We start from the raw sequence: 14,445 nt of genomic DNA on the forward strand, positions 1-14,445 counted from the left end.
CCATGCAGACACGGATCCCGACGCCATGGTTGTGGACCGTGGGCGCCGCGCTCGCGGCGTGCGCGGGTGCCGTCCAGGCCCAGCGCGCCGGCGACAACGCGGTGACCGCGGCCGAGGACGCGTTCGGCGCGACCCTCGGCAACGAGAGCATCGGCCTGTACAGCGCCAAGCAGGTGCGCGGCTTCTCGCCGGTGGACGCCGGCAACGTGCGCATGGACGGCATCTACTTCGATCGCCAGGGCACGGTGCCGCCGGCGCTGGTGGAAGGCTCGACGATCCGGGTCGGCCCGTCGGCGCTGAACTATCCGTTCCCGGCGCCGACCGGCATCGTCGACTATCGCCTGAAGAAGGCCGGCGACGAGCGCGTGCTCAGCGTGCTGGCCGCGCTCAACGCCTACGGCGCGCCGGCGCTGGAACTGGATGCGCGGCTGCCGCTGGCCGAGGGCCGCTTCGGCATCGCCGCGAACCTGGCGATCTCGCGCGAGGAGTATTACGACGGCGCCGACGCGCGTTACGTGCGTGCGGGCTTGGTGCCGCGCTGGCGGCCGAGCGAGAACGTCGAGATCCTGCCGTTCTGGAGCATCTCGCGCGGCCGCGACGAGGAAGTGGCGCCGACCATCCTGACCGCCGGTCCTTATCGGCCGCCGAAGATCGAGCGCCGCCGCCATTTTGGCCAGAGCTGGAGCGACAACGAATACGATAGCCGCAATTTCGGCGTGCTGGCCAAGGCGCGCATCGGCGCGGACTGGGCCTTCGCCGGCGGCGTGGTGCGTTCGATCAACGACCAGCCGCAGGGCTTCGCCGAGCTGTTCGCCGACACGACCCGCGAAGGGCTGACCCGTGAGCGCGTGGTCGCCGATCCGCGCCAGCGCTACGCCTCCACCAGCGGCGAACTGCGGTTGAGCCGCAGCTTCCGCGAAGGCCCGCGGCTGCACGTGCTGCATGCGGCGGTGCGCGGCCGCGGCGTCGACAACGAATACGGCGGCTCGGCGCCGGCGATCGACTACGGCTGGCGGCCGCTCGGCGAGCCGCAGCCTCAGCCGCGTCCGGACGCGTTCGAGTTCGGCGAGCGCACCCACGACCATGTCGAACAGTGGACCGCGGGCCTGGCCTACGAAGGCCGCTGGCGCGAGGTCGGCGAGTGGAACCTCGGCATCCAGCGCAGCCGCTACCGCAAGCGCATCGTCCAGCCGGGACTGGCGCCGGCGCTGAGCCGCGACGATCCGTGGCTGCCCAGCGCCAGCGTGTCGCTGCAGCTGAGTCCGCGCCTGGCGGTGTACGCCGGACATACCCGCGGCCTGGAGGAAAGCGGCATCGCCCCGGACGACGCGGCCAACCGCAACCAGGCGCTGCCGGCGATCCGCACCCGCCAGAGCGACGCCGGGCTGCGCTGGAAGCTCGGCGAGGACATGAAGCTGGTGGCCGGCGCGTTCGACGTGCGCAAACCGTACTTCGCCACCGACGAAAACAACGTGTTCGCGCCGCTGGCCGAAGTGCGCCATCGCGGCGTCGAGCTGAGCCTGAGCGGCAAACCCGCCGACAACTGGAACCTGGTCGCCGGCGCGGTGCTGATGCGGCCGCGGGTCAGTGGCGAGGCGGTGCGGCTGGGCCGGGTCGGCGACCGCCCCATCGGCCAGACCGAACAGATGCTGCGCACCGATGTCGAGTACCGGCCGCCGTGGCTGCCGGGCTGGTCGTTCGACGCATCGATGAGCCGCTACGGCGAACGCGTGGCCTCGCGCGACGGCCGCAACCGGGTGCCGGCCTATGCGCTGGTCGACCTGGGCGCGCGCTACCGCTTCCGCCTCGGCGACGCGCCGGCGAGCCTGCGCCTGCTGGTGGCCAACGTCGGCGACACCTTCACCTGGAACATCTACGGCAACAACAGTTTCGGCCTCACCGACGGGCGCCGCTACGTGGCCCAGCTGACGGTGGATTTCGACGGTTGACCTTCGCGCTGGGGAGATGCGCATGTTGCAACGGACCGAATCGAGGGACAGGCCGGCGCTGGAGCCGGCGAGCGCGGCGGCCGTGCAGGCGCCGCAGGCGGCGCTGCGCGTAGCCTGCAGCGGCGTGTGCCACGGCACCCTGGGCGAGTTGTGGCAGGGGCCGTGCGAGCACGAAGGCGAGCTGCACATCGGCCTGATCTCGCTGCCGGTGCGGCGCTACAGCTGGATGCATTTCCTGCCGGGCGAGGACGGCGACATCAAGCGCGATCTCGCCGGCAAGGACAAGTGCCGGCGCGCGATCGAGGCGTATCTGCAGCTGCATGCGGTCTCGCTGCCGCCCGGGCGCTTCAGCCACGACAGCGAACTGCCGACCGGAAAGGGCATGGCGAGTTCTACCGCCGACCTGGTCGCGACCGTGCGCTGCCTGGACCGGGTGTTCGGCCTGCGCACCACGCACGAGCAACTGACCGCGCTGTTGCGGCCGATCGAGCGCTCCGACAGCGTGTTCCTGGACCGCTACGCGCTCTACCTCAGCGGCCGCCAACGGGTGCTGCGCGAGTTCGCCCACGCGCCGCGGCTGCACGCGTGCTACATCGACGAGGGCGGCACGGTGGAAACCGAGAAGCTGGCCGAGCCGTTGCTGCGCCACTACCGGCGGCACCGTTCTTCCTATCGCAGCCACCTCGACCTCGCGCTGGAGGCGTTCGAGCGCGGCGACGCCGTCGCGGTGTGCGAGGTCGCCACCCGCAGCGCGCAGTTGGCGCAATGGGTGACGCCGAAGGCGCACCTGGACATCCTGCTGCGCCATCGCCGCGAACTGCGCGCCGACGGCCTGGTGATCGCGCACACCGGCAGCCTGCTCGGCTATCTGTTCGCGCAGCGCCCCGACAGCGCGCAACTGGGCGAGGTCTCGGCGTTCTTCGCCGGGCTCGGCCGGTCCTGCCGCCTGATCGAGACCGGGCCATGAACGCGACCCCCGTGCACGCCCACATCAGCGATGCGATCAAGGCGCCGGATCTGGTGCGGCTGGCGCCGAACCTGTACGTGGCGCGGTTCGAGACGATGAAGGTGTATTCGACCCTGGTCGCGGTCGAGCGCTTGCTCGCCAGCGGGCGGATCCGTCCCTGCGCGACGCTGATGGACAGCTCCAGCGGCATCTACGCGTATGCGCTGGCGCTGGCCTGCCACAAGTTCGGGCTCAAGTGCCGCATCGTCGGTTCCAAGACGGTGGACAAGACGCTGATGGTGCAGTTGCGCATCCTCGGCGCCACCGTCGAGCAGGTTGAGCCGCAAGCCACGCTCAAGCTCGACCAGAGCCTGCGGGTGGCGCGCATCCGCGAGTTGATGGCGGCCGATCCGGACCTGCACTGGATGCAGCAGTATCACGACGACATCCATTACTGCGGTTACGAGCCGGTCGCCGAGTTGATCGCCGCGGGCGTGCGCGGCGCGCCGCTGACCCTGGTCGGCGGCGTCGGCTCGGGTTGTTCCACCGGCGGGCTGGCCTGCGCCCTGCGCGAACATGCAGGCGATACCGAACTGATCGGCGTGCAGCCCTTCGGCAGCATGACCTTCGGCTGCGAGCACATCGAAGACCCCGGCATCATCATCGCCGGGATCGGCAGTTCGATCCCGTTCCGCAACGTGCGCCACGCGCTGTACGACCAGGTGCATTGGGTCTCGTTCGACTACGGCCTGTCCGGCGCCGTCGCGCTGCTGCGCGAACACGCGCTGTTCGCCGGGCTGTCCAGCGGCTGCTGTTACCTGGTAGCGCGGCGCGAGGCTCTGCTGCATCCGCAGCGCAACGTGGTGTTCCTCGCCGCCGACACCGGCCATCGCTATGTCGAGGGCGTGTTCGCCCATTACCCGGACGCGTTGGCGCTCGACGGGCTGCAGCCCACGCCGGTGCAGCGCCTGGACCAGCTGCGGCTGCCGTGGTCGGCGATGCGCTGGAACCGCGCCGCGTTCGAGCCGAACGTCCATCCCCTTCCCGCGACCGCGGCGCAGCCCGCGGCCGCGCACTGAACCCCTTTCCCACGGAGCTTCGCGCCATGGCGCATCTGTTGATGATCGAAAGCTGGGTCGGCGGCACCGGCCGGATCTTCCCGCCGGCGATCGCCCGGCTCGGCCACCGCTACACCTTCGTCACCCGCAACCGCGGCCACTACCAGGACCCGCGTTCGCGCGAGATCCATCCGGTGATCGAGCACGCCGACAACGTGCTGAGCTTCGACACCAACGACGTGCCGGCGCTGGTCGAGTTCCTGCGCGCCCAGCACGAGGCGCTGGAGTTCGACGGCGTGGTGACCATCTGCGACTACTACATCGGTACCGTGGCCGAAGTGGCGCAGGCGCTGAACCTGCCGCAGGCGTTCTCCGACAATGTGGTGATGGAGCGGCGCAAGGACCTGGTGCGCGAGGCGATCGAGCGCGCGTTCCTGCCGAATCCGAAGTTCGCCGTCGCCGGCGAGTGGGAGGCGGTGCGGCGCGAGGCCGAACGCATCGGCTATCCGCTGATCGTCAAGCCGACCGACCTGGCGTCCAGCGCCTTCGTCAAGCTGGTGCGCGACGAGGCGCAGTTGCGCGAGTCGTTCGACGCGCTGGCCGCGTTCCCGCGCAACTTCCGCGAGCAGGAGCGGGTGCCGCTGCTGTTGCTGGAGGAATACATGGACGGCGAGGAAGTCAGCGTCGAGGCCTGCACCTACCGCGGCCAGACCACGGTGATCGGCATCACCGACAAGAGCGTCACCGGCTTTCCGTATTTCATCGAAGACGGCCACATGTTCCCGGCGCGGCTGGAGCCGCCGCTGGCGCAGGAAGTCGAGGCGCTGGTGCGCGGCGCGCTGGCCGCGGTCGGCCACGACCACGGCCTGAGCCACACCGAGGTCAAGCTGACCTCGAAGGGGCCGCGCATCGTCGAGATCAATCCGCGTCCGGGCGGCAACTACATCGCCGAGCTGATCCAGCGCGTCACCGGAATCGATCTGCTCGATGCGCAGATCGAACTGGCGCTGGGCCGCGAGCCGGACCTGCGCCGGCGCGACACCGGCGTGGCCAGCGCGGCGATCCGGTTCCTGGTGCCGCCGCGCGCCGGCCGCGCGCTCGCGCTCGACGGCGCCGCCGCGCTCGACGCCGATCCGCGCGTGGCGCGCTACAGCCTCGCCGCGGTGGCCGGCACCGACGTGTCCGCGCCGATCGACAACGCCTGCTACCTGGGCCACGTCGTCGCCACCGACCCGGACGGCCCGCACGCGCGCGCCCACGCCGAGCGCGCCGTCGCCGGCCTGACCCTGCGCTACGCCGACGAAGCGGTCGCGCCCGCGGCCTGATTCGCGACCTGACTCGCGACCTGACTCGCGACGCAGCGACTTTTCGCCCACCCACCGAGCCCGACATGCGCACACCCGCCCCGACCACCGTCGCCGACCTCATCGAAGCCGTCCTGCGCGGCGCCCACGGCCCCGATCCCGCCGCGCTGCACGCGGTCGGCGCGTTCTGGGTCCGCCAAAGCACCCAGTTCCCCGGCACCGACACCAAGTACCGCAACTACTATCTGGTGCTGCGCGCCGAGTCCGCGTTTGGCGGCTGCTGCCTGGAACGCGACCAGCTCGACTCGGCCATCGCCGAGGAACTGTCCGGCCGCAGCCTGGCCGAGCTGCTGCGCGATCCGCGCACGCCGGTGCGCATCGCCGCGCTCGATGCGTACCTCGCGTTGGCTTATCCGCATCGCGAACAGGCGCAGGCGCGGGCGCAACTGCTGCCGCACGGCACGCCGCTGGAGCGGGCCAAGGCGCGCGACGCGGCGATCGCCGGATTGCTCGACATCCGCCCGGGCATGCGGGTGGGCCTGATCGGCGTGGTCAATCCGCTGGTCGAGGCGATCCGCGCACGCGGCGGCGTGTGCCTGCCGTGCGATTTCAACCTGAAACACACCGCGGACGGCACCGAAGTCGTCGCCGACATGGAACTGGTGCTGGCGCGGGCCGACATGGTCATCGCCACCGGCATGACCCTAAGCAACGGCTCGTTCGACCGCATCGTCGAGGTCGCGCGCGAACGCGACACCGGCCTGGTGGTGTACGCGCAGACCGGCAGCGCGATCGTGCCGCGCTTTCTCGGCCACGGCGTGTCGGCGGTGTCGGCCGAACCGTTCCCGTTCTCGCAGTTCAGCGCCGATCCGACCCCGATCCACCTCTACCGCGCCGACGGCCTCGGCGCGCGCGAAGCCGCCTGAGCGCGGGCATGAACGCCGCCGCCACGCCCCCCGCATCCGTCGCCGCGGGCCCGGTCCTGGACGAAGCCGCGCGCAAGCGCGCGCTCAACGGCCTGCTGGTCTACACCTTCTTCATGGTGGCCGGCTTCGCCATGCTGATGCCGCTGGTGGCGGTGCATTACGTCGACGGCGTGGGCATGGCGGCGGCCGCGGTCGGCCTGGCGCTGGCGGTGCGGCAGTTGCTGCAGCAAGGGCTCGCGCTGCTCGGCGGCATGCTGTCGGACCGCTACGGCGCGCGGCGCATGATCTGCCTGGGCGTGCTGCTGCGCGCGGCCGGCTTCGCAAGCCTGGCCTTCGCCGCCGACCTGCCGCTGCTGCTGCTGGCGATGGCGCTGTCGGCGCTGGGCGGGGCGATGTTCGAAGCGCCGTACCAGGCCAGCATCGCCGCGCTGACCGACGCGCAGTCGCGGCCCCGGTACTACGCGATCAGCAACTGGGTCAGCGGGGTGGCGACCACGCTCGGCCCGCTGCTCGGGGTGGCGCTGCTGCGCTTCGATTTCCGCATCGTCTGCCTGGCCGCGGCGGCGTGCTTCGCGTTGAACTTCGTCATCGCCCTGCGCTTGCTGCCGAAGTTCGAGATGCCGCCGCAACCGCCGCCGCTGCGCCACGGCCTCGGGCTGGTGCGCGCCAACCGCGCGTTCGCGGCCCTGGTCGGGTGGTTGATGCTGTATTGGTTCCTGGCGGTGCAGATCAACATCAGCTTTCCGTTGCTGGCGCAGAAACTGGCCGGCAGCGTCGACGGCGTCGGCGCAATGTTCGCGCTCAGCGCCGGCATTACCGTGGCCTTGCAGTACGGGCTGGTGCGCTGGCTGGAGCGGCGGCTCAGCGCGGCGCAGGTGTTGGTGCTGGGCGTGGCGCTGATGGCGCTGTCCACCGGCGCCATCGCCTTCGCCGGCTCGTATGCCGGATTGCTCGCCTGCGTCGCCGGCTACGCGCTCGGCGCGGTGATGACCCGGCCGACCCAGCAGACCCTGATCGCCGGCCTGGCCGATGCGCGCGCGCTCGGCACCTTCCTCGGCGTGAGTTCGCTGAGCCTGGCGGTCGGCGGCGGCCTGGGCAACATCGCCGGCGGCTGGCTGATGGACGTGGCCGCGGCGACGCAGCGGCCGTGGTTGCCGTGGGCGGTGTTCTGCGCGGTCGGATTGTCCAGCGCGCTGGGTCTGCACCTGGCCCCGCGCGGGCGCGCGGCGCCGTCGTAACGCTCGGGTCGCGCTCTCTCCCTTCCCCGTAGCGATACTTGCCCTCTCCTCGACTCCGGCGAAAGGAGAGGGCTCTTTTTATCGGCGAGCGTTTTCCGGCCTCGCAGCTGCGTGCGCCGCGCCCGCGGCTGCGCGGCTATTCGCCGCCGGCGAAGCCGAACTGCCGCCAGGCCTCGAACACCACCACCGCGACCGAATTGGACAGGTTCAGGCTGCGGTTGTCCGGCCGCATCGGCAGGCGCAGGCGCTGCGCCTGCGGCACCGCGTCGAGCACGTCCTGCGGCAGGCCGCGGGTTTCCGGGCCGAACAGGAAGGCGTCGCCGGCGGCGTAGCGCGGCGCGTCGAAGCGCTCGCGCCCGCGCGTGCTCAGCGCGAACAGCCGCGGCGGCGCGCCCTGCGCGGCGGCGATCGCCGCCAGCGCCGCGTCCAGGCCGTCGTGGACCTGCAGGCTGGCGTATTCGTGGTAGTCCAGCCCGGCGCGCTTGAGCTGTTTGTCTTCCAGGGTGAAGCCCAGCGGCGCGATCAGGTGCAGGGCCGCGCCGGTGTTCGCGCACAGGCGGATGACGTTGCCGGTGTTGGGCGGAATCTCCGGCTGGAACAGGATGACGTTGAACATCCGCGCATTATGCGCGGCGGCGCAACGCAGAAGCGCGCCGCCACCCCCTCGTGACCGCCGGCCCGTGCCGCGCGCGCCGCGGCCGGCCTAAGATGGCCGCCGGGCCGTCCGCGGCCGTCCTTTCACGACCGGAGCCGTCATGTCCCATCCCGCCTCGTCCTTCCCGCGCGCCGCCGCGCTCGCACTGGCCCTGGCCGCCGCGCTGGCCGCGCCCGCCGCGGCGCTCGCGGCCGAGGCCGCGCCGGCCCGGCCCGCCGCGGCGGTCAACATCGCGTACGACGAGTTCACCCTGCCCAACGGCCTGCGGGTGATCGTGCACACCGACCGCAAGGCGCCGATCGTCGCGGTCAACGTCTGGTACCACGTCGGCAGCAAGAACGAGCAGCCCGGCCGCACCGGCTTCGCCCACCTGTTCGAACACCTGATGTTCCAGGGCTCGGAGAACCACCGCGACGAATTCTTCGGCCCGTTCGAACTGGTCGGCGCCACCGACCAGAACGGCACCACCAACCTGGACCGCACCAACTACTTCCAGAACGTGCCGACCACCGCGCTGGACATGGCGCTGTGGATGGAATCCGACCGCATGGGCCACCTGCTCGGCGCGATCGACCAGAAGACCCTGGACGAGCAGCGCGGCGTGGTCCAGAACGAGAAGCGCCAGGGCGAGAACCAGCCCTACGGCCGCCGCATCAGCGCGCGCCTGTACGAGGCGCTGTTCCCGGCCGACCATCCCTACAGCTGGCAGACCATCGGCTCGATGGCCGACCTCGACGCGGCCTCGCTCGACGACGTCAAGACCTGGTTCCGCAGCTGGTACGGCCCCAACAACGCGGTGCTGGTGCTGGCCGGCGACATCGACGCGGCTACCGCCAAGCAAAAGGCGCTGCGCTATTTCGGCGACATCCCCGCCACCGCCACGCTCAAGGACCTGCCCGCGCGCATCCCCAAGCGCGCGCGCGACACCGAGGAGAACATCCCCGACCGCGTGCCGCAGGCGCGCGTCTACCGCGCCTGGCCGGTCGCCGAGTTCGGCGCCGCCGACGGCACCGACCTGGAGCTGTTCGCGCAGGTGCTCGGCGGCAGCGCCGCTTCGCGCCTGGACGAACGCCTGGTCCATCGCGACCGCATCGCCGACAGCGCCAGCGTGTCCTACAACGCCGCCGAGATCGCCGGCACCCTGGTGGTGGTGGCCAACGTCAAGCAGGGCGTGGAGCCGGCCAAGGTGCGCGCGGCCATCGACGAAGAGATCCAGCGCCTGATCGCGCAGGGCCCCAGCGCGGAAGAACTGGAGCGGGCCAAGACCGCCAGCCGCGCCGAATTCGTGCGCGGCGTCGAGCGCATCGGCGGCTTCGGCGGCAAGTCCGACGTGCTCGCGCGTTGCGCGGTGTTCGCCGGCAAGCCCGGTTGCTACCGCGACGACCTCGCCGCGCTCGACCGCGCCAGCGTCGCCAGCGTGCAGGCCGCGGGCCGCAAGTGGCTGGGCGTGGGTTCGCACACCATCGTGGTGGTGCCCGGCGACACCCCGGCGTCGGCGTTGCCGGAGACCGCGCGCGCCGCGCCGGCCAGCCGTCCGGCCGCGCTGCCGGCGCCGGATGCGCGCTTCAAGACGGTGAAGTCCGATGTCGACCGCAGCCAGGGCGTGCCGCAGACCCAGGCGTTCCCGGCGCTGAAATTCCCCTCGCGCCAGAGCGCGAAGCTCGCCAACGGCATCGAAGTGGTGCTGGTCGAGCGCCACGAAACGCCGGTGGTGCAGGTGCAGATGGAGTTCCCCGGCGGTTTCAGCGCCGACCTCGGCCGCAAGACCGGCACCGCCAGCTTCGCCATGGCGATGCTCGACGAGGGCGCCGGCGACTACGGCGCGCTGCAACTGTCGGCGCGCAAGGAAACCCTCGGTGCCGAACTCAGCAGCGGCGCCGCGCTGGATTCGGCCAGCGTCGCGTTGTCGGCGCTGAGCGACAAGCTCGAACCCTCGCTGGACCTGCTCGCCGACGTGGTCCGCCGCCCGCGCTTCGAGGCCGGCGAGATCGAGCGTGTGCGCGCGCAGTGGCTGGCCGGGATCAAGCAGGAGAAGGCGCGCCCGCAGACCGCGGCGCTGCGGGTGCTGCCGCCGCTGCTGTACGGCGCGGGCCACGCCTATGCGATCCCGTTCACCGGTTCGGGCACCGAGGCCTCGATCGCCTCGATCCAGCGCGAGGACCTGCTGCGCTTCCACGGCGATTGGCTGCAGCCGCAGCGCGCGCGCGTGATCGTGGTCGGCGACACCACCCTGGCGCAGATCGTGCCGCTGCTGGAGCGGCGCTTCGGCGACTGGAAGGGCGCCGCCGACGCTCCGGCCGCGCCGGCCCTGGCGACGGTGCCGCGGCCGAAGGCGCCGCGGGTGTTCCTGGTCGACCAGCCCGGCGCGATCCAGTCCAATGTCTATGTCGGCGAACTGACCGCGCCGACCGGCGACAAGGACGCGATCGACTTCGACTTCGCCAACGGCGTGCTCGGCGGCGAGTTCAGCTCGCGCCTCAACATGAACCTGCGCGAAGACAAGCACTGGGCCTACGGCGCCTACAGCGGCTCGGGCAGCGCGCTGGGCCAGCGTCCGTGGATCGCCCGCGCGGCGGTGCAGTCGGACAAGACCGCCGAGTCGCTGGCCGAGCTCAAGCGCGAGATCGAGACCTTCAGCGACGGCAAGCGGCCGATCCTCGACGCCGAGGTCGCCAAGGTCCGCGCCGCCAATACCCTGAGCCTGCCGGGCGCGTACGAGACCAACGACGCGGTGCTCGACCAGATCGGCGCCGACCTGCGCTACGGCCGCCCGGCCGACTACATCCTGCAGTACAAGGCGCGCAACGACGCGATGACCCCGGCGCTGGCGCAGGCCGCGGCCAAGACCCTGGACCCGGCCGCGCTGACCTGGGTGGTGGTCGGCGACCTGTCCAAGATCGAGCAGCCGGTGCGCGCGCTGGGCCTGGGCGAGGTCAAGGTGATCGACAACGACGGCAAGCCGGTGCGCTGAGCGCGGCGGCCGCGGGCCGGACGGCGGGCCGCCTGCGCGAGCAGGCGGCCCGTTTTCGTTGCGGCGCATGCGGATGGCGTCGCGCCGCCGCAGGCGTGCGCGCCGCGCGCCGCGACGCCGGGCTTGCCGCCGCGCGCGCGCCGTTCCTATCGTACTCAGCCGATTCCGGCGACAATGCCGCCCGGCTCACCGCACCCAACGAGGCTCCCGCATGCGCGCACCGGCAATCCTGCTCCTGGCCCTCAGCGTTTCCGCCTGCACCTGGGTCGACATGGCCCCGGGCGCGCAGAGCGTGCGGGTGATCTCCCCCGGCGCGGCGCCCTCGTGCGAGAAGCGCGGCGAGGTGCAGGTCGCGGTGAAGCACAACGTCGCCTTCTACGAGCGCAACGAACTGCGCGTGCGCGAGGAACTGGAAACCCTGGCGCGCAACGAGGCCCCAAGCCTGCAGGCCGACACCATCCAGGCGCTGGCCGCCCCGGCCGAGGGCGCGCAGCGCTTCGCCGCCTACCGCTGCGGCGCCGGCGCGGTCCCGGCGGCGGCCCCGGCCGCGCAAAACCCCGCCTCGGGCGGCGCCCAGACCTATCCCGTCGGCGGTTGAACGCAAATCCAAACGCCGGCGTACGGGTTTTTTGCGACGCAAAAAACTGCATAAGTGGCTGAAAAATAAAGGGAAATTCGCGTTCGGCAGGGTTCAGGTCGAGGCCGAAGCGTGACTTTCGCTGGTGCACAGGGGGCGCGAAGGCGCTAACCTGTCGCACTTTTCTGCCTGCCAAGGGTTCGCGCCCATGCTGTTCCAACACGTAGCCATCGCCGGCCTCGCCCATGTCGACGCGCCGCGAAAGCTGACCACCGAGGAAATCAACGCCCGGCTCAAGCCGACGCTGGATCGCCTCGGCATCAAGGTGGACGTGCTGCAGAACATCGCCGGCGTGCGCGAGCGCCGCCTGTGGGATGGCGAGGTCAAGCCCTCGGAAGCGGCCACCCTGGCCGGGGTCAAGGCGCTGGCCGACGCCGGCGTCGACGCCGACCGCATCGGCCTGCTGGTCAACACCTCGGTCAGCCGCGACTACCTGGAGCCGTCCACCGCCTCCATCGTCGCCGGCAACCTGCGCCTGGGCGAGAACTGCCAGAACTTCGACGTCGCCAACGCCTGCCTGGCCTTCATCAACGGCATGGACATCGCCGGCCGCATGATCGAGCGCGGCGAGATCGACTACGCCCTGGTCGTCGACGGCGAGACCGCCAACAAGGCCTACGAGAAGACGCTCGACCGGCTCTCGCGCGCCGACGTCACCGAAGCGCAGCTGCGCGACGAGATGGCGACGCTGACCCTGGGTTCCGGCGCCGCGGCGATGGTCCTGGCGCGCGCCGAACTGGCCCCGGGCGCGCCGCGCTACCGCGGCGGCGTGACCCGTTCGGCGACCGAGTGGAACCACCTGTGCGTGGGCGACCTGCACCACGACCGCATGGTCGCCGACGGCCGCATGCTGATGATCGAGGGCCTCAAGCTCGGCCAGAAGACCTTCACCGCCGCGCGCGCCGCGCTGGGCTGGGCGGTCGAGGAACTCGACGAATTCGTCATCCACCAGGTCAGCCGCGCCCACACCCAGGCCTTCCTCAAGGCCTTCGGCATCGACCCGAACAAAGTCATGACCATCTTCGGCGAGCACGGCAACATCGGCCCGGCCTCGGTGCCGATCGTGCTGAGCAAGCTGCGCGAGATGGGGCGCCTGAAGAAGGGCAACCGGGTCGCGCTGCTGGGCATCGGTTCGGGCTTGAACTGCTCGATGGCCGAAGTGGTGTGGTGATCGCGGGTTGAGCACGGCGCCCGCGGGCGCTGCGCTGTACCGACAAACGAACGGGTCCGTCGCTACAGCGCCGGGCCCGTTTTGTTTTTCGTGGTCGAGGGGTGTGGCGGCGGGCAAGCAGCGACTGCGCCAGCGATGGTCATATCGAATCGGCCTGTCCATCGTCCGGACAGGGGCCAGAATCGATTCCGCTGCCGCTGCCGCTGCCGCTGCTGCCGTTGCCGTTGCTGCTGTTGCTGTTGCTGTTGCTGTTGATTTTGCTCGCCCCCGAACTCACGCGCTGCCCTGCAGACCCGGAGGGCGCGCGCATGGATGCGCGCGTGCGCCGTAGGGGCATGGACGCCCCTTACGGCGCATCCCCGCGAAAGGTGCTGGACCTAGTGGCTTGTGACCTTAAACAAGCGTTTTTCTTTGGCTGGCGGAGTCAATGTCCAAGTGCATCACCCTGCGCCCGCGGGTTTTTGAGTTCCTCATAGAGCACCTCGACGGGCGAGCGCCTGCCCAGGCTACGACGGGGGCGGTTGTTCATTTCCCACGCCACCTCTTTGAGGCGCTGCGCAGAATGCACCGACAGATCGGTGCCCTTGGGAAAGTATTGCCGCAACAAGCCGTTGGTGTTTTCGCAGGTTCCGCGTTGCCACGGGCTATGGGGGGCGGCGAAGTAGATCGCTAAACCGGTGCGTTCGCTCAACTGCCGATGCGATGCCATTTCCTTGCCCTGGTCGTAGGTCAAGGTCTTCTTCAAACTTTCCGGCACGCCTGCGAACGCCGAGCTGAAGGCCTCCAGCACCGTGTGCGCGGTCGCGTCGGCGAGCTTGACCAGCTTGACGTACAAGGTGCGGCGGCAGACCAATACCCCAATCGCCGAGCGATTGTGCGCGCCCACGATCAGGTCGCCCTCCCAATGCCCCGGCATCAGGCGCTCATGCGCGGCCGGCGGCCGCAGGCGGATGTTGGGAAGATCCGGCAGATGGCCGCGGGCGTCGATTCCCTGGCGCGTGCGGCGGCCGGACTTGCGCCCCTGCCGCAGCAGACGGGGCACCTGGCGGCGCAATTCGCCGCGCGGCATCGCATAAATCGCGGTATAGATCGTTTCGTGCGACACGCGCAGCCAGGGCCGGTCCGGGTACAGATCCCGCAGTTTGTCGGCAATCTGTTGCGGCGACCAGCACCGTTCCAGCCAATAGCGCACGCGTCGCCACAGCACGGTGTCGCGTCGCAGCTTGCGGCGCACCCGCGCCCGTCGCCGCAGTCGCTGGGCCCGCCGGCCCGCCCGGGTCGCATCGTAGCCAGGGTCGAAACGGGGGCGTCCGCGCAGCGGCGGCCCCGAATGGGACCGAAACCCATTACGGCGCAACTCGCGAGCGATGGTGCTTTGCGCCCGACCCAACGTCTGGGCGATTTGCCGTCCGCTCGCCCCTTGGGCGATCAAGACCATGATGGCCCCGCGCTCTTCTGCGCTCAGATGTGAATACTGCTGGCCCATTCACAGTGCCTCACTGAGGTGATGCACTTGAGGTTAGAGACCAGCAACCAAAGAAAAGGCCTTGTTTTTTCGGATCAAGAGCCACTATGGCTCGAAACGGGCGC

Annotated in this window: 10 protein-coding genes and 1 pseudogene; 9 read left to right on the forward strand and 2 right to left on the reverse strand. The window is 70.6% G+C overall.

Going from position 1 to position 14,445, the window contains the following annotated elements:
• Nucleotides 1-2 precede the first annotated feature (2 nt).
• From RDV84_RS08295 to RDV84_RS08320, 6 genes are all read left to right on the forward strand, one after another.
• Nucleotides 3-1,949 carry a TonB-dependent receptor gene (locus RDV84_RS08295; protein ID WP_309153053.1) on the forward strand — a complete coding sequence of 649 codons (1,947 nt, stop codon included), beginning with the start codon at nt 3-5 and terminating at the stop codon, nt 1,947-1,949.
• Nucleotides 1,950-1,971: 22 nt separating this feature from the next.
• Nucleotides 1,972-2,916 (forward strand): GHMP family kinase ATP-binding protein, encoded by a 945-nt coding sequence (locus tag RDV84_RS08300; RefSeq protein WP_309153054.1) that lies wholly within the window; start codon nt 1,972-1,974, stop codon nt 2,914-2,916.
• Nucleotides 2,913-3,974: a pyridoxal-phosphate dependent enzyme gene (locus RDV84_RS08305; RefSeq protein WP_309153055.1), complete on the forward strand. Its 1,062-nt coding sequence runs from the start codon at nt 2,913-2,915 to the stop codon at nt 3,972-3,974. The genes RDV84_RS08300 and RDV84_RS08305 overlap by 4 nt, the downstream gene beginning before the upstream one ends.
• 26 nt (nt 3,975-4,000) lie before the next feature.
• Nucleotides 4,001-5,278, forward strand: a complete 1,278-nt coding sequence (locus RDV84_RS08310; RefSeq protein WP_309153056.1) for an ATP-grasp domain-containing protein — start codon at nt 4,001-4,003, stop codon at nt 5,276-5,278.
• Nucleotides 5,279-5,343: 65 nt separating this feature from the next.
• Nucleotides 5,344-6,183: a Rossmann-like domain-containing protein gene (locus RDV84_RS08315; RefSeq protein WP_309153057.1), complete on the forward strand. Its 840-nt coding sequence runs from the start codon at nt 5,344-5,346 to the stop codon at nt 6,181-6,183.
• Nucleotides 6,184-6,191: 8 nt separating this feature from the next.
• Complete coding sequence (locus RDV84_RS08320) at nt 6,192-7,421, forward strand: MFS transporter (RefSeq protein WP_309153058.1); 1,230 nt, start codon at nt 6,192-6,194, stop codon at nt 7,419-7,421.
• 136 nt (nt 7,422-7,557) lie between these two features.
• Here the strand turns inward: RDV84_RS08320 and RDV84_RS08325 are convergent, their stop codons facing one another.
• Nucleotides 7,558-8,037 carry a tRNA (cytidine(34)-2'-O)-methyltransferase gene (locus RDV84_RS08325; protein WP_057949488.1) on the reverse strand — a complete coding sequence of 160 codons (480 nt, stop codon included), beginning with the start codon at nt 8,035-8,037 and terminating at the stop codon, nt 7,558-7,560.
• A 139-nt stretch (nt 8,038-8,176) separates the two neighbouring features.
• On the opposite strand from RDV84_RS08325, the gene RDV84_RS08330 reads away from it, so the two are divergent.
• From RDV84_RS08330 to RDV84_RS08340, 3 genes and pseudogenes are all read left to right on the forward strand, one after another.
• The gene (locus tag RDV84_RS08330) at nt 8,177-11,047 is read left to right on the forward strand and encodes a M16 family metallopeptidase (RefSeq protein ID WP_309153059.1); all 2,871 of its coding nucleotides are present in this window, start codon (nt 8,177-8,179) and stop codon (nt 11,045-11,047) included.
• A gap of 211 nt (nt 11,048-11,258) precedes the next feature.
• A pseudogene (locus tag RDV84_RS08335) lies at nt 11,259-11,561 on the forward strand (DUF4156 domain-containing protein); the annotation flags it as partial.
• A gap of 271 nt (nt 11,562-11,832) precedes the next feature.
• Entirely contained in the window at nt 11,833-12,855 is a 1,023-nt protein-coding gene (locus RDV84_RS08340; protein WP_057949486.1) for a 3-oxoacyl-ACP synthase III, read from the forward strand.
• Nucleotides 12,856-13,279: 424 nt separating this feature from the next.
• Here RDV84_RS08340 and RDV84_RS08345 read toward each other — a convergent pair whose 3' ends face one another.
• A complete protein-coding gene (locus RDV84_RS08345) occupies nt 13,280-14,341 on the reverse strand; it encodes an IS30 family transposase (RefSeq protein WP_309152148.1) in 1,062 nt (353 codons plus the stop codon).
• Nucleotides 14,342-14,445 lie beyond the last annotated feature (104 nt).

The sequence above is a fragment of the Lysobacter yananisis genome (genome assembly GCF_031199375.1).
GTDB classification, from domain to species: Bacteria; Pseudomonadota; Gammaproteobacteria; order Xanthomonadales; family Xanthomonadaceae; genus Lysobacter; species Lysobacter yananisis.

Excerpts from the sequence above, each read along its gene's own strand:
- RDV84_RS08295 (WP_309153053.1), top strand. The coding sequence starts at position 3 with ATGCAGACACGGATCCCGACGCCATGGTTGTGGACCGTGGGCGCCGCG.
- RDV84_RS08300 (WP_309153054.1), top strand. The coding sequence starts at position 1,972 with ATGTTGCAACGGACCGAATCGAGGGACAGGCCGGCGCTGGAGCCGGCG.
- RDV84_RS08305 (WP_309153055.1), top strand. The coding sequence starts at position 2,913 with ATGAACGCGACCCCCGTGCACGCCCACATCAGCGATGCGATCAAGGCG.
- RDV84_RS08310 (WP_309153056.1), top strand. The coding sequence starts at position 4,001 with ATGGCGCATCTGTTGATGATCGAAAGCTGGGTCGGCGGCACCGGCCGG.
- RDV84_RS08315 (WP_309153057.1), top strand. The coding sequence starts at position 5,344 with ATGCGCACACCCGCCCCGACCACCGTCGCCGACCTCATCGAAGCCGTC.
- RDV84_RS08320 (WP_309153058.1), top strand. The coding sequence starts at position 6,192 with ATGAACGCCGCCGCCACGCCCCCCGCATCCGTCGCCGCGGGCCCGGTC.
- RDV84_RS08325 (WP_057949488.1), bottom strand. The coding sequence starts at position 8,037 with ATGTTCAACGTCATCCTGTTCCAGCCGGAGATTCCGCCCAACACCGGC.
- RDV84_RS08330 (WP_309153059.1), top strand. The coding sequence starts at position 8,177 with ATGTCCCATCCCGCCTCGTCCTTCCCGCGCGCCGCCGCGCTCGCACTG.
- RDV84_RS08340 (WP_057949486.1), top strand. The coding sequence starts at position 11,833 with ATGCTGTTCCAACACGTAGCCATCGCCGGCCTCGCCCATGTCGACGCG.
- RDV84_RS08345 (WP_309152148.1), bottom strand. The coding sequence starts at position 14,341 with ATGGGCCAGCAGTATTCACATCTGAGCGCAGAAGAGCGCGGGGCCATC.